This window comes from Clostridium liquoris, from assembly GCF_002995785.1.
GTDB classification, from domain to species: Bacteria; Bacillota; Clostridia; order Clostridiales; family Clostridiaceae; genus Clostridium_AO; species Clostridium_AO liquoris.
Genome location: NZ_PVXO01000068.1, coordinates 16230 through 40806 on the forward strand (window position 1 = coordinate 16230; position 24577 = coordinate 40806).

Here is a 24577-nt window from a genome sequence, read left to right on the forward strand (position 1 = left end):
TATATTGTCTGCTGTATTAATGATTTCATTTAAAAAATATATAAAAAAATCCTATACATTTTATGCATAGGATGATAAATTAAATTTTCTTTGCTAAATTAATAGCTGAATTAAAATATTTTATTGATTCTGCAACGTTATTCATTTTATGATACATATTACCCATCTCTAAATATCTTTCATATATTTGCTTTTTGTTTCCAAATTTCATCAAAGCATCTAGAGATAAATTCATATACATTTCTTCTGATTGCAGTTCATTTTTCTTTCCAAGTATTAAAGCTTTACAATGATATGCTTTTTCTATATATTTTATGTTATCTATATCTATGGAATAATTTATAGCTTCGTCGCTTATTTTTTCTGCTTCATCTATGATATTATTTTTTATTAATTCGTCAATGCACATAATCATAAAACTTACTAGGCTTTCTTCCTTTTCCTTTGGATGGCATTCTAAAGCTTTAATTATATATTCAGCGCCACGTTCTTTAAGGCCTAAGGTAAACATAGCCTCTGCATAATTATATATAGCATTTGCTTTATAGATCTTATTTTCGCCATATAGTTTATAAGATTTTTGTTCATAATCCTCGAAGTCATTCTTTTTCATTCTTAAAGATAATATTGCCATCATATGATAAGATTCTGCCTTCTTTATATTATCTTGAAAACAATCCACTAATTCTATAAGGTATTTCGCTATTTCATAAGCCTTTTTGTAATCATTCATCATAATATAACAAGCACATTCATTAAATACAGCCTTTGCAAGGACTTCACTTTTCCCTGTCTTTTCCGATTCAGTTATTATAGTATTATAATATCCTGCAGCCTGACCATATTCGTTAGAATCATATAGATATGATCCTATATCCATATAATATGTTAACTGATTTTCTGAGGATTTAGATTTTAAACAAATATCATAATATTTAGGAATCAATATTTGCAGTTTTTCAAATCTTCCCTTATTTATATTGTAGCTAAATATCATATGCATTATTTTGAAGGCCTCTTCATAATAGTGATATTCCTCTGAAAAAGATAAATTATATTCTAGATCCTCTTCATAGTTTAACTTTTTATCACTTTTATTTAGAGTCTCTATATTATTCCTAATCTGGCTTCTTACATCATTTCTCAAATATTCTATATCTAAATCTAGCTTATTTGCTATAAACTTTAATATCCAATCTTCTGGTATCACCTTACCATTTTCTATACAACTCATTTTAGAAACGGATATTTTGTCCTCACATATATATTTCAATGTATATCCTTTGTATATTCTAGCCCTTCTTATTTTCTCCCCAGTAGAAAGTATTTCCATAATCCTTCACCTATCCATTTAAGACTCTTTTAATATGCCTAATTTTTTAAACAACTCAACCCCATTATTTAAATACTGGGCTGCTTCATTTTCTCTGCCATTATCTATATAAAACTTACCTATCATAATGGATATTTCTGCAGATTCCTTTAAATAATCCATGTTTCTTACAAAGTTTAATGCTAATAATAAAGTGCTTTCAGCCTCTTTTAAATTTCCTTCAAGCATATGAACCCTATATTTTAAAAGATAATACTGCACTAATGCATCATGATCTCCATCTTCGATATTATCCATAATTTCTTGAAGAACATCCTTTGCTTTATCTACCTTCTTAAGCTTAATATAATTTTCACATATATTTACTAGAGTTTCTATTAACTTTGAATCCTTTATATTCTTTCTTAATTCCTTAGCTTTATTTAAGTGAATGAAGGACTCCTCTATATTTTCAAATTCATAGAAAAGCCTACCTAGATTATTTTCAATTTGAGCTATGTATACCTGATCATCCATTTCCTTAAACAAACCTAGTGTCTTTTTAGAATACTTTATAGCATTATCTATATCGCCTTTTTTGCTATACTGATCAGCAATCATAAGAAGAGTATTAGCATATTCCTTTTTATTATTAATTTGTTTAAATTTCTCTTTTGCAAGGAAGGAATAGTCTATGGATTTATCTAAATTCTCCAATTTAAAATTAGTATAAGCCATGTAATAATATATTTCTCCTATTAAAAAGTCATTTCCAATATTATTATCATTATATACCTTCTCTGCCTGTTGAAAATAGCTAGAAGAAGAATGATAAGCCTTAAGCTCTAAAGTTATTTTCCCAAGATTAACAAATGTATTTATTGTTTCTTCATATTTATTATCCTTGATAAATATTACATTAGCAGATAAGAAAAATTGTTGAGCTAAGGGCATTTCCCCTTTAATCATATAGATTGTTCCTCTTAAATATAAATTTCTGGCCTTCCTATATTCTAAATTGTATTTTTCAGCATAATATAATGCCTGTTCTATATATTGTTCTCCCAAAGATAAGTCCTTATTCAGTATATATGACTCAGCTATGGTTTCAAAATATGTACATATTTTTTCTGCCTGACTTTCTTCGGATTCCATCAAATACTCTACAGATGTATTTAATGCCCCTGCTAGATACTCTAAAAGATCCATACTTGGATTTGATTTTCCAGATTCAACAAGGCTTATCTGTCCAGGAGTAATTCTTTCTCCGGCTAAATCCTTTAAAGTCATATTTAACTCTTTTCTTCTTCTTTTTATCTTTTCCCCTAGAGACAATATTTCCATAGTCCACTCTTCCTTTACTTCTTAATTGCAAACAGTAAACTGAATATATATATATCAAATTTAATTACATTTAATTATTCTATAAATTCTTAATATATTATAACATATTTTTTACTAAGTATATTATAATTTTCAAAATTAATATAAACATTACGCATAAATTAAAATATATGGCAAAAAAGGACAGATTACCCAAACCTGTCCTTTGCTACCTTTTTATATTTTTTCTTTGAATTAAATTTAGTATTTTACCTTATTTCATCCACCTTACCATGTTTTCATAAGTATCTCCTGCCATATTTCTCATTTGTTTATTTACTCTTTTTATTCTTCTTTGAGTGCTTCTATCCATTTCGGGAACCAATAGCATAGTAGCTGCTGCTCCTATAATCATACCTGATAAAAACCTTGTTCGCATAAAAATTCACCTCTCATAATTTATTCTTATGAATAGATTATGCAATTTAACATTTTTTAATCAAGGAATTTTTCCCATGGCAATTGCCTAAACACTATACTGTATTCTCCATAGCTTTAATATTTTACCTAAATGAAGCTATGCTCTATTTTGTAAAAGCTCATCCATAGCTTCGTTGGCAAGCTTATCACATCTATTATTATATTCATTATCAGAATGTCCTCTAACTTTTATAAATTTTACTTTATGGCACTTTAGTATATCCAACAGCTTTTCCCAAAGCTCTTTATTTTTAACTGGTTCCTTAGAAGAAGTTTTCCAACCATTTTTTAACCAAGAATTTATCCATTTATTATTTATAGCATTTACTACATAGGCGGAGTCACTATAAAGCTCTACTTCACAGGGCTCTTTAAGAATAGATAGCGCTTCTATTACTGCTGTTAATTCCATTATATTATTAGTAGTATTTGTAACGGCTTTTTTTATTTCCTTTTTTGCATCATTATATATAAACACTATTCCATAACCACCAACAGTATTCTCTTTTCCATTCCCTCTACAAGCCCCATCGGTGTATACAATCACCTTTTTCATCAGCCATGAACCCTCCTTTACTATCTTCTCTACTAACCTTATCCCTTTTTCAATTATTTATACGGCCTTTTCAGTGTTTTTGTTCTCCTCACTGCTTGTATCATTTTTATCTTCACTGGTATTTGATGTATTATCTTCACTAGCCCCTTTCTTTTCTCCTTTAGATAAATCTTTTATTGTAGAAATGAGCTTAGCTACATTTTCACTGCCTACCATACCTGAGATATATTTTATTCCCTCTTCTATAATGAGTATAATATTTTTATCTCCCTGCCAATTTTCTAATATTATTTCTTCAGGTATATCATCAATTATTGAATTTAAGCCATAAAACGCTACTGCCACATCATCAATTTTGCCTATAAAAGGTATAAAATCTGGTATTATATCAAAAGGCACAGCCAGGTATCCTATTACCCCTATGGCCTTTCCTTTAGCAGCAACACTTACTCTCTTATCTTTAAATATTCTCCATAATAAAGCAACAATATCAGGTATAATCATTGTATATTCAACAAGTTTCTTATATCTATCTGGTACATTCTCTTCTACATTTCCCCTAAATTTAGTATAGCAATCTTCCGGTACTTTATATTCTTTGTGTTTCTCCTTTTCATTTATATCCACAGTTTCTTTATCCTGTGCATATACTATATTTTCTATCTCTGCCTCTATAGATCCTTTGTTTAAAGTTATTTTATTTAACTTAAAATAAAATAATGGTACAAATCTTGAAACCCCATTAAGATCTAAAGATATATTTTCCTTATCTATCTTTATACCGTATTCCTCAAATTCTTTTAAGAATTTCTTTAAAGCAAAATTTTTAATTCCCTTTAAAATACCTATCTTAGCGACACTAACATTAAATACTTTTATATTTAATATATTATCCTTTATATTTCCCAAACCTAATTTTACTTTAAAAGGTATATTAATTCCTTTTTTATATGATCCTTCTAAAATTATAAAATCATCAATAACTAAACTCTCAAAGGACAATCCTTCTACATTTATATATTGTTTCATTATGCCTAATATATCTTCCTGTGTTAAAACAGCTTTAACTGCGGATATTTTCATAACGCTCCCTCCATTCTACATATATTTAAAGTATACAATAAATAATAATTTCTGCAATAAGATTTTTGACTACTATTCATATAATTAACACCCATCACCTGTTTTCTCATAAATTACTATAGCAAATTTTATGATTTTCATTGGACTAAAATGCAGAACTATTATAATATTATGGTGCAAAATAATTATTATTAGGTAATTATTTAGAAAAGTGTAAGAACTATAGAAATATTGTCTATAATTTTCATTTTTCAATGTCTAAAAATTATATTTATGGGGGTTAATTAATGAATAAGATAAAGAAGAAGCAAATTATTATTCCTATTATCACTGCGATAATTTCTTTGGTTCTATTACTCGGCGTAAATTATAGTTTTAAAGCAACAAAAGATAAGGGCTATGTAGAATTTTTAAATGATCTGTCTAAGAAAAAAGTATCTACAGTTTATTTTACAGATACTCCTAAAATAAAGATTAAGTTAACCGACGGAAAAATATATGAAACAGATAATCCAAGAATAGACAACTTTAAAGAAACTCTTTTACAACAGGGTGTAGAGGTTTCAGAAAATGCACCTTCAGATGTTCCATATATGATACTTATGGCTTCCTTTATGGTATCAATTATTTCTTTAATTATTGCTCTTATTAGATCCTCAAACATAACTTCTAAGGGCATGTTATCCGTAGACTCCTTAGATGCTTCAGCCATTGAAAATGCTCCTTTTACATTTAATGATGTAGCTGGCAATGAGGAGGCAAAAGAAAGTGTAATGGATATAGTTGACTTTCTAAAGAATCCAGAAAAATATAGTTCCTACGGTGCAAGAATGCCTAAAGGAATAATACTTTATGGAGAACCTGGAACAGGAAAAACTCTTTTGGCTAAGGCTGTAGCAGGGGAAGCTAATGTTCCTTTCTATGCCATGTCAGGCTCTGACTTCGTTCAGGTTTATGTAGGGGTTGGTGCTAGCAGAATAAGACAACTATTTAAAAAAGCAAAAGGACATGGAAAAGCAGTTATATTTATAGATGAAATAGATGCTATAGGTAAAAAGAGAGATAATACCAAAACTGGTGGTTCTGATGAAAGAGATCAAACCTTAAATGCCTTACTTACCGAAATGTCAGGCTTTAATGAAAAGGATGGTATTATAATTATGGCTGCTACAAATAGATTGGATATGCTAGACGATGCTCTTTTAAGGCCTGGAAGATTTGATAGACATATAGAAATTTCCTTACCAGACTTAACTGCAAGAGAAAAAATTCTTGCTCTTCATCTAAAAAATAAACCTATCAAAGATATAAGTGTAAGAGAATGGGCTCAAAAAACTGCTTACTTCTCTGGTGCTAAATTAGAGAATTTAGTAAATGAAGCAGCTATAATTGCCTGCAAAGAAGAAAGTGAGTTTATAGAGAACTATCATATGGACAAGGCCTTCTCTATTGTTATTGCTGGTTATGAAAAGCAAAATAGAGACTATATAAAAGAAACAGATAGAAAAATAACCGCTTTTCACGAAGTTGGACATGCTTTGGTGTCCTTAAAGGTTCTTCCTAATGAAAAAGTATCTAAGGTAACTATTATTCCAAGCACTAAAGGTGCTGGCGGATACACCTTAAGCATACCAGAAGATAGCCTATATCAAAACAAAGACTATTTAAAGAGAAGAATAATGGTACTTCTTGGTGGAAGAGCTGCTGAAGAATTAATATTCGGTGCAGATTACGTTACTACAGGTGCCCATAATGACTTAAAACAATGCACAAATATCGCATACCATATGATAACTCAATATGGCATGGGAGAAACACTAGGTCTTTTAAATATGCAGGAATTAATGAATATTAATATAAACAAAAATGCAATTATAAGAGAATGTAAAAAATTAGCTGACAACCTATACGAAGAAACAAAAGAACTTCTAAAAAAAGAAGAGACTACTCTCAATGCCATAGCAGAAGAATTACTTGAAAAAGAAACTCTTCACTATGAAGATTTGCAGAAATTTAATGGGACGGTTCATTAAATTTGACTTAATTTTTAGGCAAGTTTAAGCGAGTTTAAAGGGACGGTTCATTAAAAATGATGCCATTTTTAATGAACCGTCCCCTTATTTTTTTATTTTTCCCATATTAAAGCTCCTATAATTGTTCCGCCAATTAATCCACCAAGATGACCAAAGTTATCCACATTAGCTACAGAAAAACCTATTAAAAGGTTAACAAATATTACCGATATGATGTTACTAACAAAACTTTTCCCTACCTGATCTTTTAACTTTAAAGCAATTACTAAACATGCTCCTAAAAGACCAAATATAGCCCCAGAAGCACCTATAGATATACTATCTGATAAAAAATAACTTAATAATGAAGAAGTTATACATGAGATAAAGTATATCAAACCATACTTCCATTTTCCATAAACCTTTTCTATTAATGGTCCCAAAGCATAGAGGGAATACATATTAAGTCCTAAGTGTACAATGCCTCCATGTAAAAAAGCACAAGTTATAAGTCTATAATATTCTCCCTTAGCTATTAATTGGTTTACTTTAGCTCCTAAAAATATAAGCACATTTATGTTACTTTCCATTATATTTCCTGATAATACTGCTGTAATTAAATACATAAACACATTAATACCTATTATTACATATGTTAAACTAGGTATATCTTTTTTCCTAACAGTGCTTTCCTTTTTGCCAGCGACCTCATTTATAAAATACGATATTATATTTACCAATTCTTCGCTTCCACTGGTACTGGTATAATAAAGTATTTTATTAAAATCTGCATCTAAAAATATGTATTCTCCCATATGTAAATTATTTGGGGACGGTTCATGAATTATGTTTTCAATAATCATATTTGTCTTTTCTTTATTGTCTGTAAAAACAATTTTGGTAAGAATTAAATTAGGTGCATTATTATAATTATTTATAGCAAGTTTAATATAATAATCATTTTTATTTTCGTATTCTTCATTACAAAAGATTACACCTCTGCACCTTCCATCCCCCTCTTGTCTAATCATTACCCAAGGACTAACTATGCCATTATAACTATTATTAAGTTCTAACAAAGTATACCCTAAACCTCTTGTAGCATTTTCTATAATAAACTTTATAATATTCTCCTTGGTATCCATATATCTTTCTCCTTTAAATTAATAAAACCAGAGTACAGTTCACTATTTTATTAAAAAAGGGCTTAGCCACATAAGAGCGATCCCATAATATTTCTTTAACTTTTTAATTTCAAACACAATCTTCTAATTTATAAGTTTAGGCAATAGAATTTATAACAAGGTTTGGATTTTTTAATAAATCGATTTCATAAAAAGGTGTTGGTGCCTTTGTCTTGCTATCGTAAAGTATTCTTACAACCGGCCTGTCAGGGAACCCCTCATTTTGTTTTATAACATACCCTTCTTCACCATTGGAAAGTCTAATGCAACATCCTAATGGGTATATAGCAAAAGTATTCTTAAAACTTTTTACCAGGTTTTCATCAAAGCTTGTTCCAGATCCTGCAAGTATAAGCTCATAAGCATCATTAGGACTAAATTTTCTTCTATAACATCTATCATTGCTTATAGCATCATACACATCACATATACAAACTACCCTAGCAAATTTTGATATATGATTTCCTTGTAATCCATATGGATATCCTCTCCCATCTATCCTTTCATGATGCTGCTCAACAATATCTATTATTGAATATGGCATTGATATGTTTTTTCTTATTATCTCTCCACCATATACTGTATGCATTTTTATCTCATTAAACTCTTCTTCTGTTAACTTACCATTTTTTTTTAAAATTTTGCTTGGAATCATAGTTTTCCCAACATCATGTAATACTGCTCCTACACCTAATTCCTTTAATTCATTTTCTCTAAAATTAGAAGAAAGCCCTAAAAAAGATGTCATTATACAAGTATCCAAAGAGTGCATATATGTATAATTATCATAAGTTTTTATATCATAAAGACTTTTATTCACATCTCCAAGGTCAATTATGTATTCCACTAATTCTTCAACTACTCCCAAGGATTGTCTTAGTCCTTTTCCATTACAACTATGGATATTTCTAACTATTTGAGACATGCTTTTCATTGTATATTGTTTTAGTTCACTTAACTGCTCATCTTCAACCTGCACATCTTCTAATCTTTCATCCTCAACGTAAATATAGAATACACCTATTTCCTGAAGCTTTTTTATATATCTATCTGTAAGTTTTATGCCTGCTTTTAAAAGGATCTTTCCGTCACTAGATAAAATACTCTTCCCCAGTACATCATTTTCCTTTGCTCTATTTATAAACTCAAGCCTCATAATAATTTCTCCTTAAATATCAATTTATCTACATAATTACCAAACATATTGGTTAAAATATCTAGTTATGATAATATCACACTGTTTAATAAAATTAAATACTTATATGAACATTTCTAAAAAAAATTCATTATTAATTTAATAAATATATTATAAAAAAATTAAAAGTTTAATAAAACTCTATGCATTTTATGTAAGTTATCCTAGTTATTATAAATATTATCTATATTCATTTTTCTTATTTTGCACCTCTCCAAAGGTCCTTTCCATTTCTTCTTTAATTAAAGTGCATAATTCCTGTAACTTTTCTTCCATAATATTTATCTCTTCAATATATGGGAAAGTTATATGCCACGTAGGATTATATTCATCATCCACAATTTCAATTTTATAATCTTTATCTGTAAACACATTCTCATTAAATAAATGAAATATAGCTGTATATTCCCAATCCTCTACATCTTTCTTAGTATCAAAAAACAAATGTACTGATTCTCCATCATAGTACATTTTTGTAATATACTCTGCCCCATCATTTACTTGGTAGCTTCCAAGCTCTCTTACGAATTGATTAGATTTTCTATCTCTTTCCATTAAAACTAATGAAGAAAAATCCATATATAGCCCTCCTTTGTTACTTACATATATTTACTATTTTTCATTTTTGCTCTATAATTATATTATACTATGTTTGTATATATTTAATTATCGTAAGTTTATTATTATTTATTAGAATTTATCATTTATTGCAGGGGGTAAAAATGAAAAGAAAAAATATCTCCAAACCCATATATATATTATTGCCAATCATTATTATAATATCTTTAGTTATAAGGTACAGAATTATATACTACAACTCAAGAGAAATAACCTATGTTATAGAGAGATATCTAACTACAGGAATATTTAATCCTCATAAGTTATTTGATATTAATAATTTTCAATTATCCTTTTCCGATGGAAGACTGGCAGTAGTAAGAGTTAATGGTTTACAAAAAAAGTCTCCACATAAAAAAATTGATTATGATGTGTTTTTAGAAAAAAATTCAAAAGGAATCTGGAAAGTAAAAAAACTATACCAGGTTCCTTGAGCCTATACTTATTTATGGACTTGTTTTATAGCACAGTCCTCACAAATGCCTTTTAATTTCAGATCTAACTCATCCTCTGCAATAGTAAAACCCGTTTTGTTCTTTATAATCTGCTCTACTTGACTAAGAGGACAATCTATTTCAACTTCTTTATGACAAATAGTACATTCAAGAATGTGCTTATGCTTGTTGAGATTTATTATATAGTTATATTTTCCATCACCTAAGTCAAATTTATCTACAATTCCCTTGTTATTAAATAATTCTAAATTTCTATATATTGTAGATAAATCTAAAATTATATTTCTATCTTTGCACTGTTCATAAATATGCTCTACAGAAACTGCAGAATTACATTCATGCAATATTTCAATTATACTTATTCTACCTTTAGTTACTTTTATACTATGACCTCTCAAAAATTCTTCCATATTCATACTACTATCACCTTACAATAATATTAATTTCATTATATCATAAAAACTGAGAGGTGGTTAGGTTTAAAAGAATATCATCTTTATACCAAAAATAAATAATATGATACCACCTATATAGTCTGCATATTTACCTACAGCTTTAATTTTCCTTAAGTATTTAGCAATAATAAATGCAAATGTACTTATAACCAGAGTTATAAGACCTATAAATAAAGTATCCTCTATTATTACAACGTTACTTACTATATTGTTTAAAGCTGTAAATCCTATAACCATAGCATCAATACTAACAGAAATTCCTAATACAATCCACATTCCTGGCTTTATAAGAGCACACTCTTCTTTATTTTCTAAACCTTCCTTAATCATTAATATGCCAACTAATGCTATAACTATTCCCCCTATTACCTTGGGAACAGAAACAATATATGTATTAAATAAAAAGCCTGCATAAGCCCCAACTAAAGAGAATAAAAATTGAAAAAAGCTAAAGGATAAGATACATAGGGTCTTATATTTTATTGTAGCCATTCTATTTAATCCTATGCAAAGAGCTACCCCAAATGCATCTAATGAAAGTGCTATAGCAATTGTCAATAAAGAATTAAAGTTCATATTATACCTCCAAAATCAATTTTGTAAGTTACATAATTATATATTCTTTGTTTTGTTTTTATTTGTTTGCATATTTGCATAAGCTTATTTTATTAAATAATAAGCAAGGTAAGCAAGGGACGGTTCATTAAAAATTGCAGATAAATTTACCTGAAATTAGCTAAAATCATAATACACTTTACTATTAGTCCATCTAAATAAAATAATATTGATTAAATATATAAAATATGTAAAGAATTAATAAAAATATGTTTTATGAAAGGATGATTCATTTGCCTAGAACCGCCAGAATCAAAGTCCATAATGGTATATATCACATTACAATGAGAAGTATCAAAGAATTTAACCTATTTAGAAATAAAAATGACAAAGATAAATTCTTGGAAATACTAAAAAAATATAAAGATATCTTTTTATTTAAAATATTCGCTTATTGTTTAATGGATACACATGTCCATTTGCTTATTTATTCAAATGAAGCTGATATAAGCAAATTCATGCATTCTATTAATCAAAGCTATGCTCAATATTATAATAAAAAATATGATCGACATGGTCATGTATTTTCAGATAGATTTAAAAGCAAAATCGCAAAAGAAGACGCAGATGTGGCAGTGATGTCAGCTTACATTCATAATAACCCTAAAGATATAAAAGGATATAAAAATTCTGTAGAAAACTATGAGTACTCTAGTTTTTCTACATATATTGGGACTAATAAAAATCAACTCAATCTTGTAGATTGCTTTTTTATTCTGAACTATTTTAATAAAAATCCTATATTATCAAGGAATCGCTATCTTAATTTTGTCAAAAATAGAATATCTAAAACTGGTGAATTTATAGACATTAAGTTGGATATTGATCCGGATAAATCCATAAATAACTCTATAGAATATATAAGTGGAAAAACGCCTCTATTAAGGACTCTATGTCCCGAAAAGGTTATGGAATTTATCTATGAAAACACTAACATTGACAAAGTAACTATCAATATAAAATATAATAGGGAAATCTCAGAGTATAGATGTCTTTGTGTACTAATAATGAGATGTTTTTGCGATTTTACCTTTGCCCAAATATCTCAAATAATCAATAACTATACTCAATCTTCTTTATCTCAGATGTGTAATAAAGCTTATAATCTTATTTGTAATAATGCTAAGTATAAAAATATACTAGAGAAATTTTTAGATAAATATTCTTTAGCCACTACATAGCTGCAGCAAATTCTCTATTATTGAATTAATCATTTCTTAGAATTTTTTATTCTATATTTTAGTATTGATTTGAATAAAGATGTACAAGCCTTTAATTTTTCTGCTAAATTCATCATAATTGCTTAAATATACCTAATTATTATAGCTTGTTTACAAAAACTTTGTCGAACAAATAAATAACTTACTAGCTATTTATCTAACTAATAAGTTATTTTTATTTATATATAAATATGATTTTAAGAATATACAAATTTTATAATTTTTATGAACCTTATAACTTTTATGAACCGTCCCTTATTTTCTTATTCTCTATTAAAGGTTACACTGCAAGTAGATAAATCAAATTCTTCATCTAAAATTAGTTCTTTTTCAAACACTAGACTTAATATTCTAGCCTTATGAGAATTTACTTCAAAATCATTTAAATCAAAGGTTCCAGAAAGAACTATTCTTCCATCAGAAGTCTTTATTGTCATTGGGAGCTTTTCTAATTTAATCGCTCTATTTGCTGCATTTCTTACCATTAATGTCATAAGTAAATTATTATTTTTATATTGAGTTATTGTAAACACAGATATACTAACTTGCCCTTCTTCTAACCTGGGCAATGAATTTAAAAATTGTTTGAAAGTATTTACTTCTTTTACTTCCATTTCCGATGGTATTTGCTCTAATTCTAAATTCACATATTTAACTGCTTTGATTTTGTTATCAAATACTATCTTCCAGTCGTCCTTAAGTATTTCATTAACAAATACATTCTTCTTATCAAAATATATTTTCCAAGGTCTTGCTGAATAAGGAGGTATATCTCCCATTTCATTAAGCTCAAAAATCTGGTAAGCTAATTGTTCCCCTTTGGAATTAACAATACAAAATGGAACCTTATCAAAATTTATTGGTGTAGAAAGTCCATTTACAATATATATTTTAACTTCTAATCTATTTCCTTCATCAAATACATATGCTCCAGATACATTAACTTGTCCATCTTCAATTTGAGGAATAACTTCTTTCATTTCCTCTTCTAAATAATCTTTCTGCATATCTGAAATTCTATCTGATTCATTTTCGTTTAATGAAAGTTTTATATTAACTGCATCCATTTCCTTTTTTCCTATTTTAACTGAACCGTCCCCATTTGTTCCTTTTGTTTTCATAATCTGTCCTCCAATTTCTTAATATATTGCTATAATTTCAAGATCTTGTTCTGATGTTCCTCCTACTATTTTATTTAAACTATTTTCTACATCTTGAGATAGAACTCCCACGCCGCCGACTAAAGTGATAACACTGTCTTCGTTAATATTATCTTTAATAAACTTTTCTGCTGATGCTAAATCCTTAGCACTTGCTGCATTTCCACTTAATACTACTGGTGATCCAGACTTTGCTGCAGCTGCTGAAGCTACTAGAGCATCTGCAAAATTTTTAACACTATCATTACCACCAGAAGCTACATATACCTTGTCAAAGGAATAATTAGGTTTAAAATAATTTAAAACAGCCATATTTGTCTTAAATCTATCCTTTCCTTGAGCAACTCTTGTTCCATTAGCTGATTTTACAATAGTATCAGGTAATACACTAGAACCGCCTACTGCCATAACTTCAAGTTTATATTCATCTATAACTTTTTTAACTCCAGGATCTAAACTAATAGAATTTGATATTAGTACTGGAATCTCTAGTTTTGCGGCAATAGATGCTACACTTAAAGCATCTGAATAGCCATCTCGTCCATTAACTAATATGGCCTTTTTAGCACCAGTTCTAGAAATTAATTCTCTAGCTACCATTGCATTAGTGTCATATCTGCTGCCGCCAGCCTTTGCATAACGAGTAACATTTAGTCCATTAGTTTTTAATGTAGCCTCAATCACTGGGCTTACTACTCCATCTCCTCCTACTATGTAAACATTACTAGCGCCTATTGTCTTTATAGTGTCAAGTACACCATCTGGTAATGCATCTTTTTTTGTTAATAATATAGGAGCATTCAATTTCTTTGCCAATGGAGTGGCACTAACCGCATCTGCATATCCTTCGCCATTTACTAATATCACGTTTTCGCTATCATTAAATATATCCTCAGCAACATTTCTTGCTGTGTTAAAACTATCATGTCCTTCAACCCTTTTCACTGAAGCTGCCATTGCATTAGTGGTGCTAAAAACTGTTGCCATAGCTAATCCAACGGCTGCAGCTTTTACCATTTTCTTATATTTCATACGTGTCATTTTTTCCCCTCCTCATATAATTTATCCACTCGTAGTTTATTATACCATATTAATAAATTGAACCAAAGTTTAATAAGCAAGAACTACCTGGATAATAAATAAATATTTTGAAGTTTCCTGAATTTTCATACTTGTCCCTTCAAACCTAGGCAAATTTATATGAACCGTCCCTTAAACTTTTCTTTAATTATCGTAAAAGTTCTTAAAAATTTTATGATTTATTTCCAGTTATTTCGCATTATTCTTATGCAAAATAATCACTATATTATCATATTTAGAGGAATTATCCGATTCCCATAGAATAGTAAGAATATGAACAAATTATGAAAGGACCTGAGAATATGAGGGTTAAAAAAGCTGTAATCCCTGCAGCAGGTTTGGGTACAAGATTTTTACCTGCTACAAAGGCTCAACCTAAAGAAATGCTTCCCATAGTGGATAAACCTACTATACAGTATATAATAGAAGAAGCCGTAGCTTCTGGTATAGAAGAAATACTTATAATAACAGGAAAAAACAAAAGAGCTATAGAGGATCATTTTGATAAATCTGTAGAATTAGAAAAAGAATTAGAAGAACATAATAAAACAGAATTATTGTCAATGGTTCAAGAAATATCAAAACTAACTAATATATATTACATAAGACAAAAGGAACCTAAGGGGTTAGGTCATGCCATTAGCTGTGCAAAAACCTTTGTAGGGAATGAACCCTTTGCAGTTATGCTGGGAGATGATATAGTTGATAGTTCTACCCCATGCTTAAAACAACTTATAGATTGTTACGATGAATACAAAACTTCAATTCTAGGAGTTCAACAAGTTCCTACAAAGGATGTATCAAAATATGGTATTGTTAAGGGTCTTCACATAGAAGAAAGAGTTTACAAAGTAAAGGACTTAATAGAAAAGCCCTCCGTAGAAGAAGCTCCATCAAATATTGCAATACTTGGCAGATACATAATAACTCCAAAAATATTTAATATATTAGAAGAAACTCCTCCTGGGAAAAATGGTGAAATTCAATTAACAGATGCTCTTAAAGCCTTGATAAAGGATGAGGCTATGTATGCTTATAATTTTCAAGGAAAAAGGTATGATGTGGGGGATAAACTTGGTTTCCTTCAAGCTACTATAGAATTTGCCTTAAAAAGAGAAGATTTAAGGAAACCTTTTTTGCAATATCTATCCACCTTAAGCCAAAAAGAAGTTTATAAAGAAGCATATGCTTCCTTAAATTTAGAACAGAATGTAGAAGATGGAAAACAGAAAACAAATTTGTAAGTAAATAGTGAAGAATAATGGAGGTTTTTCTTTCCATTACTCTTCACTATTAATTCTTCATATTTAATTAAATAAAGTTATTTATTCCTTTTTTCTATATGCTTTAATATTCCTGCTGCCAGAAGGCCTCCAGATGTGTCTATTAACACATCTGTGAATCTGCCGCTTCTTCCCGGCACAAACAATTGATGAATTTCATCACTGCATGCATAAAAAAAGGTTATTAATATTGCTATCTTAAAACTTTTACTCAAGGAATTGCCTTCTTTTACTGCATTTATAAGTAAAATAAAGAATATAAAGTACTCAGTAAAATGTCCAGCCTTCCTTACAACAAAGTTAGCTAAGTTTCCAAAAATCCCGTTAACATCTATGCCTAAAGATGTTAATTCCTGAATAACTAGTCCACTCTTACCATCGGAAACATCTGCTGGATCAGATGAAAATTTAAAAATTACAATCATCCATAACAATACTAATAAATACTTAAATAAGCTTTTATAATTTAATTTTGTCATGATATCTTAACATCCTAACTTCATTCCTTAATAAATATTCACTACATTTTTTATCTTATAAAATAATAATACCTATAATTACATTATAGTCAAGTATGCACTTAAATAATAATACAAAGTTCATACATTAGCCCATGGCATACATTGAAATATTGCTTTATTGTGAATAATTTGTTACAATTTTATTAACTATTGTACAATACTTTATCTTATAAATAAAAATTATTGTATTTTGAGGAGGACAATTATGAGCAAAATTGCATTGATCACTGACAGCACAAGTGATTTAAATAAAGATCAAATAGAAAAATATAATATTAAAGTACTTCCTTTAAGAGTTATATACAAAGATCGAGAGTATATTGACAGAGTAAACATTACTCCAAGTGAGGTATATGATAACCTTATAAATGAAATTCCTACAACTTCACTACCTTCAATTTCAGAAGCTAATAACTTATTTGCAAAACTAGTGGATGAAGGATATACACATGCTATTGCCATTTGTATTTCTTCTGGCGTTTCAGGTACATATAATATGCTTAATATTGCAAGTAAAGATTACTCTAGCATTACAACCCATGTCTTCGATTCCAAATCTCTCACTATGGGTGAGGGTGCTATTGTAGTTGAGTGTGGTAAATTGATTGCTGCAGGAAAAAGCTTTGATGAAATAGTAGAAATACTTCCATCAATTCAAAGCAGAATTAAGGTGTATTATGTATTGGAAACCCTAACATATCTTATAAAAGGCGGAAGAATAGGAAAAGTTGCGGGAACCGTTGGTGAACTTTTGAAACTAAAACCAATTATCTCCATAAATGATGAAGGTACTTATTACACTTATTCAAAAGTTAGAGGAAGAAATAAAAGCATAGCCAAACTTGCAGAAATAGCACATGATGCACTAATGAAAGCTAAATCAAAAATTTGGGTTCTACATGGAGGCGCACTGGAAGACGGAAAAGCACTATATGACACTATCTCAAAACTTCCTAATATATCGGAAATAAACTTTGGTGATATAAGTCCTGTTCTAGGAGTTCATACAGGCCCAGGATTATTAGGCATTGTTATTATGAAGGATAATTAAGCTAATAATAAAGCATCCATAGATTTGATTTACACTTCCATGGATGCTTTACCTTTTTATTACAAGTGCCTGACCCCTAACTATTTTACCTTTTTATTACAGGGGTCAGTCCCTCAACTGTTTTTATTTATGAAATATCATGTATTAAAGCTTTTATATCTACAGTCTTAGTTAACATTCCATTATCCTTTAAAAAGTCTTGAGTTTTTTCTAATTCTTGTATATCTTTATCTGTAATCTTTGGGTTAAAGTCATACAAATTATACATTTCCTTAACTTGATCTATAGACATTTTAGTTTCTTCAGAAGCTAGCTTATATGCTTCATCTGGATTGTTTTTCATAAAATCTAAACTCTTTTGGTGAACGCTCATATATCTTTTTGCTATATCCTCATGTTTGTCTAAGAAATCTCCTCTAGCTGCTATTACAATAGTAGCATCTACCAATCCTTCACCTGTTGTTATAATATGTGCACCTTTATCAACTGCTTGAGGCACTGCTGGTCCTGCTACTAAAGCTGCGTCAGCACTTCCAGACATCATAGCGGATACTCCCTGAGGTATTCCCATATTTATAAATTGTACATCATCTACTTTCATATTATCTTTTTTTAATGCTTCTAAAAGAAGTTGATGTAATATAGTACCTTTAGGTCCTACAATCTTTTTGCCCTTAAGATCTGCTACTGTCTTTATAGAAGAATCTTTTGACATAATAGTAAAGGCCTTTGGAGCTCTGCTATACATACCTATTATTTTTATATTCACTCCATTGGCTGCTGCTAAAATAACTGATGTGGCACCAATAGCATTACAAAAATCCAATGAACCAGCTGCTACAGCTTCTGTCATTTTAGAACCTTCTGTTATTTCAGGAAAAGAAACCTTTATGTTATCCTTTGAAAATTCATCTTCAAATAGACCTTTCTTCTTTTCAACTATTGAAGGTACGTTAAGTGGTGCCTTAACATAAGAAATATTTATGTTTTCAACCTTCTCCGCTGATTGCTGTTTGTTTTTAGCATTATTTGAATTCTCAGTTGAACCACATCCTGCTAAAGACATAACAGCTAATAGAACACAACAAAGTATAATACCTGCTTTTTTAAAAATTTTCAACTTTATTCTCCCCCTTAAATCTTTAATTTTTAAATAAAATACTATTGAGAATTTCTTCTCTAAGTGTTAAAAACTCTGGGCTTGTAATATCCCTGTAGTAATCCAATGGTACAGAAATTTGTTTTATAATACTGCCCTCATCCACAATTACAACATTCTGGCCTAAATATACTGCTTCCTCTACGTCATGAGTAACAAATATTATTGTCTTTTTATATTCCCTGAAAATATTAATAAATTCATTCTGCAGTTTTCTTCTATTAAAGGCATCCAAAGCTCCAAAAGGTTCATCCATTAATATTATTTCTGGATCATAGCAAAGCGTTCTGCCTAAAGAAACCCTTTGTGCCATGCCTCCAGAAATCTGTGAAGGATAGGCATCCTTAAATTTCTCTAGTCCTAACATGCTTAAGTATTTATGAACTATTTCATGAATTTCACTGTTATTTTTATTTTCCGCCATAGGGAAGGCCATATTTTGCTCCACTGTTAGCCATGGCATTAATCTAGGCTCTTGAAAAACAATTCCTACTCTTTTTGAATTATGGTCATTTTCATTACAGTGTGTAAATTCCAATTGACCTGTACTTTGTTTTTCTAAACCGCATATTATTCTAAGCAAAGTGGTTTTCCCGCAGCCGCTTTTCCCAACAATAGCTGTAAAGCTCTCATTTTCTATAGATAAGTTTATATCATTAAGCGCTTTTACTTTTTTATCATTTATAAGAAAAGTCTTGGACAGATTCTTTATTATCAGCCCCGCCATGTTTCACCCCTTTTCCATAAAAATTGATTATGCATATAAAAATATGATCTATAGCATATCCCAATAATCCTATAGACAATATTCCAACAATTATAATATCTGGTCTTGAAAGTTGCTCTGCATCCATTATCATATAACCTATGCCTGAAGATGCTGCTATTAATTCAGCAGCTACCAATGATCTCCAACTATACCCAAGCCCTAACTGTATACCAGTAATTATGGATGGAACTGCCTGTGGTAAAATTATTTTTAAAAATTTATCTTTAGAGCTAAAATTAAAAACCTCCCCTACCTCTAAAAGCTTTTTATCATAGTTAGTTATACCATTCAATGTGCTTGAAAAAACCGGGAAAAATGTAGCAAGAAATATAACCGCTAATTTTGAAGCTTCTCCTATACCAAACCATAATATCAACATTGGAGTAACCGCAATAGGTGGGACATGTCTACCAAACTCTAAAATAGGATCTACATAAGACTTAACTCCATCACTGATCCCAACTAATATGGCAGATGGAAAGGCAATTATGAAAGTTATAATAAATCCCAAGAAAACCCTGCCTAAGCTTACAGTCAAATTTTTTATTAAAATTCCACTTTTAAATAGTGTATATGCTGTTTCAGCTACAGTTATAGGGCTTGGTATTATATAATCATTAAATATATGTAACGCTGAGCCTGCCCACCATATAAAAATAATTATCAGTGGAATAAATAATCCCTTTAATCTTTTCATGAAATGATCCTTTCATAATAAAAATAAAAACTTTCCCATAAACATCATAAATTTAGGGAAAGTTAGATTACTTTTCTTGTATTCCAGCTCCCCTTTCAGATTAGATTTTCCTCTCTGTTAGGTTATACTTTTATTTATTTTCATTTGTTTATCCAATACTTCAGAAATTCTCCAAAGATATCCGAAATTAAAATTATTATAGCACGATTATTATATTTTCACAATGCCCGGGAATGGATCGTTATCCATGGTGTTTAACTTTACTAAAACTTAATTTAATTCAATTTAAAATAAAAAAACGCGCTAAGTTTTTACCTAACATGATTTTCCATCTTATAAACAATTATTTATAAAGAAAAACAGAGACAACCCTAATCCTAAATTAAAGTTATCTCTGTTCTTATATTATTGATTTTTCGTCATTTTTCGGGCGGGGTCTAACCTTGCGCTCCTAGTTTAACTACATTCCAAAAACATTTCTAAGTTCATTTATATTTTCTGGGTTTATATTAGAATATATAGCAGCTTTTACCGCAGCTTTTTGCTGAGAATTCAGTTTGCTGTATATGCTTTTTATTTTGGCCACATCTCTTTCATAATTATAGGAAGGATTTGCTGCCATATTACTTGAGCAGGATGCCATTATGCTTATTATTTGTTCTCCGCCTGCAGAACCTGCAGAATCTATAGCTTCATGTAATTGTCCACTTATATTTGAAAGTACTGCGGCTTTCGATGAATTCTTTTTTTCTATATTTTTCTCATTATTAGACAATGAATCTTTCTCAAATTTGCCAATTTTCATAGTTAGTATTCCATTGTTTATATCTAAAGAAGTTATGGAAAAAGGTATTAATTTTTTACTTATTTCAATGTTTCCATTTTCTATGATTAAATTATCCCCTGCATATTTTTTTAGCGTATTCATTACAAAGGACTTAGGTAAAGACAATTTACCTAACTTAAAGCTTTCTGGACTATAGATTATTTTTTCATCCTTACATTCTAAAGTTCCCTTGGTATAAAAAAGAATCTCCCTTCCTTTATATAATACAGGAACCTTAAAGCCTATATATTTATCCTGTAAAAATCCTTCCGGTGTTTTTATAGTTATATTTCCTTTTTTCTTAGGATTTTTATACAGTGCAGATAATATATCGTTAAATTCTGTTGAATTTATAGATATTGCTGTACCTTCTTTTTCTGCTCCTCTTATTTTATTTATACCAGCTATAGATGAGCTATTACCTTTAGTATAATTTCCTTTACTTAGAGTCAAAGTATATAATGTTCCAAAAGCTACTACAATTATTATTAAAAATATTACTATGAATTTAAATAATTTTTTCATGCTCTTCACTCCTATTCAATGGATCTTACATTGAATATTATAACATTTAATTTTATATCTAACTATTAATATTTAGAAAACTTTTAGGAAAAACTCAGACAATGGATTCACTCCAATTCCAATTTATTCTCCCAGGTATTCATCATAAGTCATTTGTTTGTCTATAATTCCATCTGGGGTTATTTCTATAATTCTATTGGCAACAGTTTGAACAAACTGATGGTCATGGGAAGTAAATAATATTGTTCCAGGAAAATTAATAAGTCCATTATTTACTGCTGTAATGGATTCAAGATCAAGATGGTTTGTTGGCTCATCTAAAATGATTGCATTAGCTCCACTTAACATCATTCTAGAAAGCATGCATCTAACTCTTTCTCCTCCAGATAGTACGTTAGCATTCTTTAATGCCTCTTCCCCTGAGAAAAGCATTCTTCCTAAGAATCCTCTTATAAAAGTTTCACTTTTTTCCTCAGAGAATTGACGTAACCAGTCTACTAGGTTTAGTTCTACTCCATCAAAGAACTTGCTGTTATCATTTGGGAAATAGGATTGGGATGTAGTTATACCCCATTTAAATTCACCACTGTCTGGTTCCATTTCTCCCATAAGTATTTGGAAAAGAGTAGTTTTAGCTATACCATTGTCTCCAACAAAGGCTATTTTATCACCTTTGTTTACCATAAAGCTTACATTATTTAAAACTTTTTCTCCATCTATAGTTTTAGTAAGTTCTTCAACGAAGAGTAAATCATTTCCCGCTTCTCTATCCGGCTTAAAGCCAACAAAAGGATATCTTCTTGAGGAAGGCTTTATATCATCTAAATTTATTTTATCTAACATTTTTTTACGAGAAGTTGCCTGTTTTGATTTAGATGCATTGGCGCTAAATCTAGCAACAAATTCTTGAAGCTGTTTAATCTTTTCTTCCTTTTTCTTGTTTTGATCCTTAGCCATCTGTAATGCTAACTGACTGGATTCATACCAGAAATCATAGTTACCTACATATAACTGTATTTTCCCAAAATCTAAGTCCGCTATATGAGTACATACTTTGTTTAAAAAGTGTCTATCATGTGATATTACTATTACTGTATTTTCAAAATTTATAAGGAATTCCTCTAACCAAGCAATGGATTTAATATCTAAGTGGTTTGTTGGTTCGTCTAGTAATAGAATATGCGGTTTTCCAAAAAGAGCTTGTGCTAAAAGCACTCTAACCTTTTGTGAACCATCTAAATCCTTCATCAACTTGCCATGTAATTCTACTCCTATACCAAGACCTGTTAATAGAGAAGCTGCCTCTGATTCTGCTTCCCAGCCATTAAGTTCTGCAAATTCTCCTTCTAATTCTGAAGCCTTTATTCCGTCCTCTTCTGTAAAGTCTTCTTTTGCATATATAATGTCTTTTTCCTTCATAATCTGATAAAGTCTTTCATGTCCCATTATTACTGTATCTAAAACTGGATGCTCATCAAACTGGAAGTGGTCCTGCTTTAAAACCGCCATTCTTTCTCCAGGAGTTATACTAACATCTCCTGTGTTTGGCTCAATTTCACCGGAAAGTATCTTTAAAAATGTGGACTTTCCTGCTCCATTTGCTCCTATAAGACCATAGCAGTTACCTGGTGTAAACTTTACATTAACATCTTCAAATAATGCTCTTGCTCCATACCTTAAACTTACATTGTTAGTACTTATCATGCCCTGTCCATTCCTCCATTTATTTTATTATATTTATCTTTATCCATTTAACAATTAACAATGAACAGAGAACAATTATGGGTAACTTTTATCTACTGTTCACTACTAAAGTTATTTATGCAAAAATTCCAAACGTAAACATCCAACATTATATCATATTAAACTTACGCCGGCTATATTTTTTATTTACTACTGTGCTCTATATAAAATCTCTTGCAGATCTTTATCTGTAAGCTCATAATGATAAAATTCCTTATAAAATTCCTTTGTTTCCTTAGCTATATCTACTTTTGTTTCATTTGGGTATAAAAGTCCACAAAGCCATTTGATACCTATTATCCTGTTTACAGATGTTGGTCTGTCAAACCAGTTATAGGGAACCTGTGGTATTTGATATACTTTTTTATCTTTAACTGCTTTTATGGCTTTCCAGTCCTTATTGTTAACTATATTCTCATAGGCACTATTTATTTTGCCATTTTCTATGACAGCTCTTGTTATTATAACTTCTGGATTAAGGGCTATAAGCTGTTCTAAAGATATTTGAGTATTTCCATAACTGCTTTTGTTGGAACTGGATTTTACTACATTTTCTCCTCCAGCAATTTGTAATACTTCATTTCTTTCAGAGTCCTTTGGTTCGGTTTCTAATCCATTTAACCCTTCTGCATAGTATACCTTTACCCTTTTATCCTCTGGTATTTTAGCAGTTTCATCTATGGTTTTCCTGCAGTAATCTCCTAACTTTTTAGCTCTTTCTCCTTCTTTAAGTGCTTTTCCTAAAAATTCATAGGTTTTATCTGCATTTAATAAACTGTTGTCCCCTATTATAACAGGTACATTTAACTGCTTCTGGATTCTATCTGCTGTGGATTTTTCCTTGTCGTTAATTGCAGAAACATGGATTATAATATCAGGCTTAGCCTTTAAAATTACCTCTGGATTCCCTGTGGTATCCTTCCCATACCATCCCCCTAGTTTAGGAAGATTTCTATACTTTTCCGGAATAAACTTCTTTTCTTCTTCTGTAAGTTTAACATTCCATCCTACCAGCTTGTCAGGATTTAAAGTATAAACCATAACTGTCCCCGCTGGATTAGTTGCATATATTCTTTCTATTTTATCTGGCAGCTTTACTTCTCTTCCTGCCATATCCTTTATTACATTGGATTCAGCTTTTTTAGTTTCTACATTTTTACTCACAGTTTCATCTTGTTTACTACCACAACCTGTAAAAAGAGTAATGATAAATACTATTGATAAAATAAGTGAAAATATTTTTTTCTTCATTGAC

At 29.8% G+C, this 24577-nt stretch carries 24 protein-coding genes; 5 read left to right on the forward strand and 19 right to left on the reverse strand.

The features are described 5' to 3' along the window. Nucleotides 1–79: 79 nt before the first annotated feature. The 5 genes from CLLI_RS12740 to CLLI_RS12755 all read right to left on the reverse strand — a co-directional run bounded on the left by CLLI_RS12740 (nucleotide 80) and on the right by CLLI_RS12755 (nucleotide 4754). Nucleotides 80–1333, reverse strand: coding sequence for a helix-turn-helix domain-containing protein (locus tag CLLI_RS12740; protein ID WP_106064586.1), 1254 nt, complete (start codon nucleotides 1331–1333; stop codon nucleotides 80–82). A gap of 18 nt (nucleotides 1334–1351) precedes the next feature. Then, nucleotides 1352–2656 (reverse strand): helix-turn-helix domain-containing protein, encoded by a 1305-nt coding sequence (locus tag CLLI_RS12745; RefSeq protein ID WP_106064587.1) that lies wholly within the window; start codon nucleotides 2654–2656, stop codon nucleotides 1352–1354. 253 nt (nucleotides 2657–2909) lie between these two features. Continuing rightward, nucleotides 2910–3074 carry a YtxH domain-containing protein gene (locus CLLI_RS14375; RefSeq protein WP_146127102.1) on the reverse strand — a complete coding sequence of 55 codons (165 nt, stop codon included), beginning with the start codon at nucleotides 3072–3074 and terminating at the stop codon, nucleotides 2910–2912. Between the two features lie 138 nt (nucleotides 3075–3212). After that, nucleotides 3213–3671 (reverse strand): ribonuclease HI, encoded by a 459-nt coding sequence (gene rnhA / locus CLLI_RS12750; protein WP_106064588.1) that lies wholly within the window; start codon nucleotides 3669–3671, stop codon nucleotides 3213–3215. Nucleotides 3672–3728: 57 nt separating this feature from the next. Beyond that, a complete protein-coding gene (locus CLLI_RS12755; RefSeq protein ID WP_106064589.1) occupies nucleotides 3729–4754 on the reverse strand; it encodes a YkvA family protein in 1026 nt (341 codons plus the stop codon). A 287-nt stretch (nucleotides 4755–5041) separates the two neighbouring features. Here CLLI_RS12755 and CLLI_RS12760 point away from each other — a divergent pair, with 287 nt between their 5' ends. Then, a complete protein-coding gene (locus CLLI_RS12760; protein WP_106064590.1) occupies nucleotides 5042–6787 on the forward strand; it encodes an ATP-dependent metallopeptidase FtsH/Yme1/Tma family protein in 1746 nt (581 codons plus the stop codon). Between the two features lie 92 nt (nucleotides 6788–6879). Here CLLI_RS12760 and CLLI_RS12765 read toward each other — a convergent pair whose 3' ends face one another. From CLLI_RS12765 to CLLI_RS12775, 3 genes are all read right to left on the reverse strand, one after another. After that, nucleotides 6880–7911: a rhomboid family intramembrane serine protease gene (locus CLLI_RS12765; RefSeq protein WP_242975603.1), complete on the reverse strand. Its 1032-nt coding sequence runs from the start codon at nucleotides 7909–7911 to the stop codon at nucleotides 6880–6882. Nucleotides 7912–8047: 136 nt separating this feature from the next. Beyond that, nucleotides 8048–9106, reverse strand: a complete 1059-nt coding sequence (locus tag CLLI_RS12770; protein WP_106064591.1) for an HD-GYP domain-containing protein — start codon at nucleotides 9104–9106, stop codon at nucleotides 8048–8050. 219 nt (nucleotides 9107–9325) lie between these two features. Beyond that, nucleotides 9326–9724, reverse strand: coding sequence for a DUF6762 family protein (locus CLLI_RS12775; RefSeq protein ID WP_106064592.1), 399 nt, complete (start codon nucleotides 9722–9724; stop codon nucleotides 9326–9328). Nucleotides 9725–9867: 143 nt separating this feature from the next. Between CLLI_RS12775 and CLLI_RS12780 the strand changes: the two genes are divergently transcribed. Further along, nucleotides 9868–10197, forward strand: a complete 330-nt coding sequence (locus CLLI_RS12780) for a hypothetical protein (protein WP_242975604.1) — start codon at nucleotides 9868–9870, stop codon at nucleotides 10195–10197. A gap of 8 nt (nucleotides 10198–10205) precedes the next feature. Here the strand turns inward: CLLI_RS12780 and CLLI_RS12785 are convergent, their stop codons facing one another. After that, nucleotides 10206–10634 carry a Fur family transcriptional regulator gene (locus tag CLLI_RS12785; RefSeq protein WP_106064593.1) on the reverse strand — a complete coding sequence of 143 codons (429 nt, stop codon included), beginning with the start codon at nucleotides 10632–10634 and terminating at the stop codon, nucleotides 10206–10208. A gap of 63 nt (nucleotides 10635–10697) precedes the next feature. Next, the gene (locus CLLI_RS12790) at nucleotides 10698–11249 is read right to left on the reverse strand and encodes a manganese efflux pump MntP (RefSeq protein WP_106064594.1); all 552 of its coding nucleotides are present in this window, start codon (nucleotides 11247–11249) and stop codon (nucleotides 10698–10700) included. Between the two features lie 272 nt (nucleotides 11250–11521). Here CLLI_RS12790 and CLLI_RS12795 point away from each other — a divergent pair, with 272 nt between their 5' ends. Continuing rightward, the gene (locus CLLI_RS12795) at nucleotides 11522–12469 is read left to right on the forward strand and encodes a transposase (RefSeq protein ID WP_170063733.1); all 948 of its coding nucleotides are present in this window, start codon (nucleotides 11522–11524) and stop codon (nucleotides 12467–12469) included. A 302-nt stretch (nucleotides 12470–12771) separates the two neighbouring features. On the opposite strand, the gene CLLI_RS12800 is transcribed toward CLLI_RS12795, so the two are convergent. Continuing rightward, complete coding sequence (locus CLLI_RS12800; protein ID WP_106064596.1) at nucleotides 12772–13629, reverse strand: SLAP domain-containing protein; 858 nt, start codon at nucleotides 13627–13629, stop codon at nucleotides 12772–12774. 18 nt (nucleotides 13630–13647) lie between these two features. Continuing rightward, on the reverse strand, nucleotides 13648–14709 hold the full coding sequence (locus tag CLLI_RS12805) for a cell wall-binding repeat-containing protein (protein ID WP_106064597.1): 1062 nt from the start codon (nucleotides 14707–14709) through the stop codon (nucleotides 13648–13650). Between the two features lie 341 nt (nucleotides 14710–15050). Here CLLI_RS12805 and galU point away from each other — a divergent pair, with 341 nt between their 5' ends. Beyond that, nucleotides 15051–15992 (forward strand): UTP--glucose-1-phosphate uridylyltransferase GalU, encoded by a 942-nt coding sequence (galU, locus tag CLLI_RS12810; RefSeq protein WP_106064615.1) that lies wholly within the window; start codon nucleotides 15051–15053, stop codon nucleotides 15990–15992. Between the two features lie 77 nt (nucleotides 15993–16069). On the opposite strand, the gene CLLI_RS12815 is transcribed toward galU, so the two are convergent. Continuing rightward, on the reverse strand, nucleotides 16070–16510 hold the full coding sequence (locus tag CLLI_RS12815) for a VanZ family protein (protein WP_106064598.1): 441 nt from the start codon (nucleotides 16508–16510) through the stop codon (nucleotides 16070–16072). Between the two features lie 247 nt (nucleotides 16511–16757). Between CLLI_RS12815 and CLLI_RS12820 the strand changes: the two genes are divergently transcribed. Next, complete coding sequence (locus CLLI_RS12820) at nucleotides 16758–17603, forward strand: DegV family protein (protein ID WP_106064599.1); 846 nt, start codon at nucleotides 16758–16760, stop codon at nucleotides 17601–17603. A 127-nt stretch (nucleotides 17604–17730) separates the two neighbouring features. Here CLLI_RS12820 and CLLI_RS12825 read toward each other — a convergent pair whose 3' ends face one another. From CLLI_RS12825 to CLLI_RS12850, 6 genes are all read right to left on the reverse strand, one after another. Next, the gene (locus CLLI_RS12825; protein ID WP_242975605.1) at nucleotides 17731–18723 is read right to left on the reverse strand and encodes an ABC transporter substrate-binding protein; all 993 of its coding nucleotides are present in this window, start codon (nucleotides 18721–18723) and stop codon (nucleotides 17731–17733) included. Nucleotides 18724–18745: 22 nt separating this feature from the next. Then, complete coding sequence (locus CLLI_RS12830; RefSeq protein ID WP_106064600.1) at nucleotides 18746–19489, reverse strand: ABC transporter ATP-binding protein; 744 nt, start codon at nucleotides 19487–19489, stop codon at nucleotides 18746–18748. Then, nucleotides 19440–20228 carry an ABC transporter permease gene (locus CLLI_RS12835; RefSeq protein WP_106064601.1) on the reverse strand — a complete coding sequence of 263 codons (789 nt, stop codon included), beginning with the start codon at nucleotides 20226–20228 and terminating at the stop codon, nucleotides 19440–19442. The genes CLLI_RS12830 and CLLI_RS12835 overlap by 50 nt, the downstream gene beginning before the upstream one ends. Before the next feature lie 460 nt (nucleotides 20229–20688). Continuing rightward, a complete protein-coding gene (locus tag CLLI_RS12840; RefSeq protein ID WP_106064602.1) occupies nucleotides 20689–21579 on the reverse strand; it encodes a hypothetical protein in 891 nt (296 codons plus the stop codon). 123 nt (nucleotides 21580–21702) lie between these two features. After that, entirely contained in the window at nucleotides 21703–23283 is a 1581-nt protein-coding gene (locus CLLI_RS12845) for an ABC-F family ATP-binding cassette domain-containing protein (protein ID WP_106064603.1), read from the reverse strand. Between the two features lie 189 nt (nucleotides 23284–23472). Further along, entirely contained in the window at nucleotides 23473–24573 is a 1101-nt protein-coding gene (locus CLLI_RS12850) for an ABC transporter substrate-binding protein (protein WP_106064604.1), read from the reverse strand. Between the last annotated feature and the right edge of the window lie 4 nt (nucleotides 24574–24577).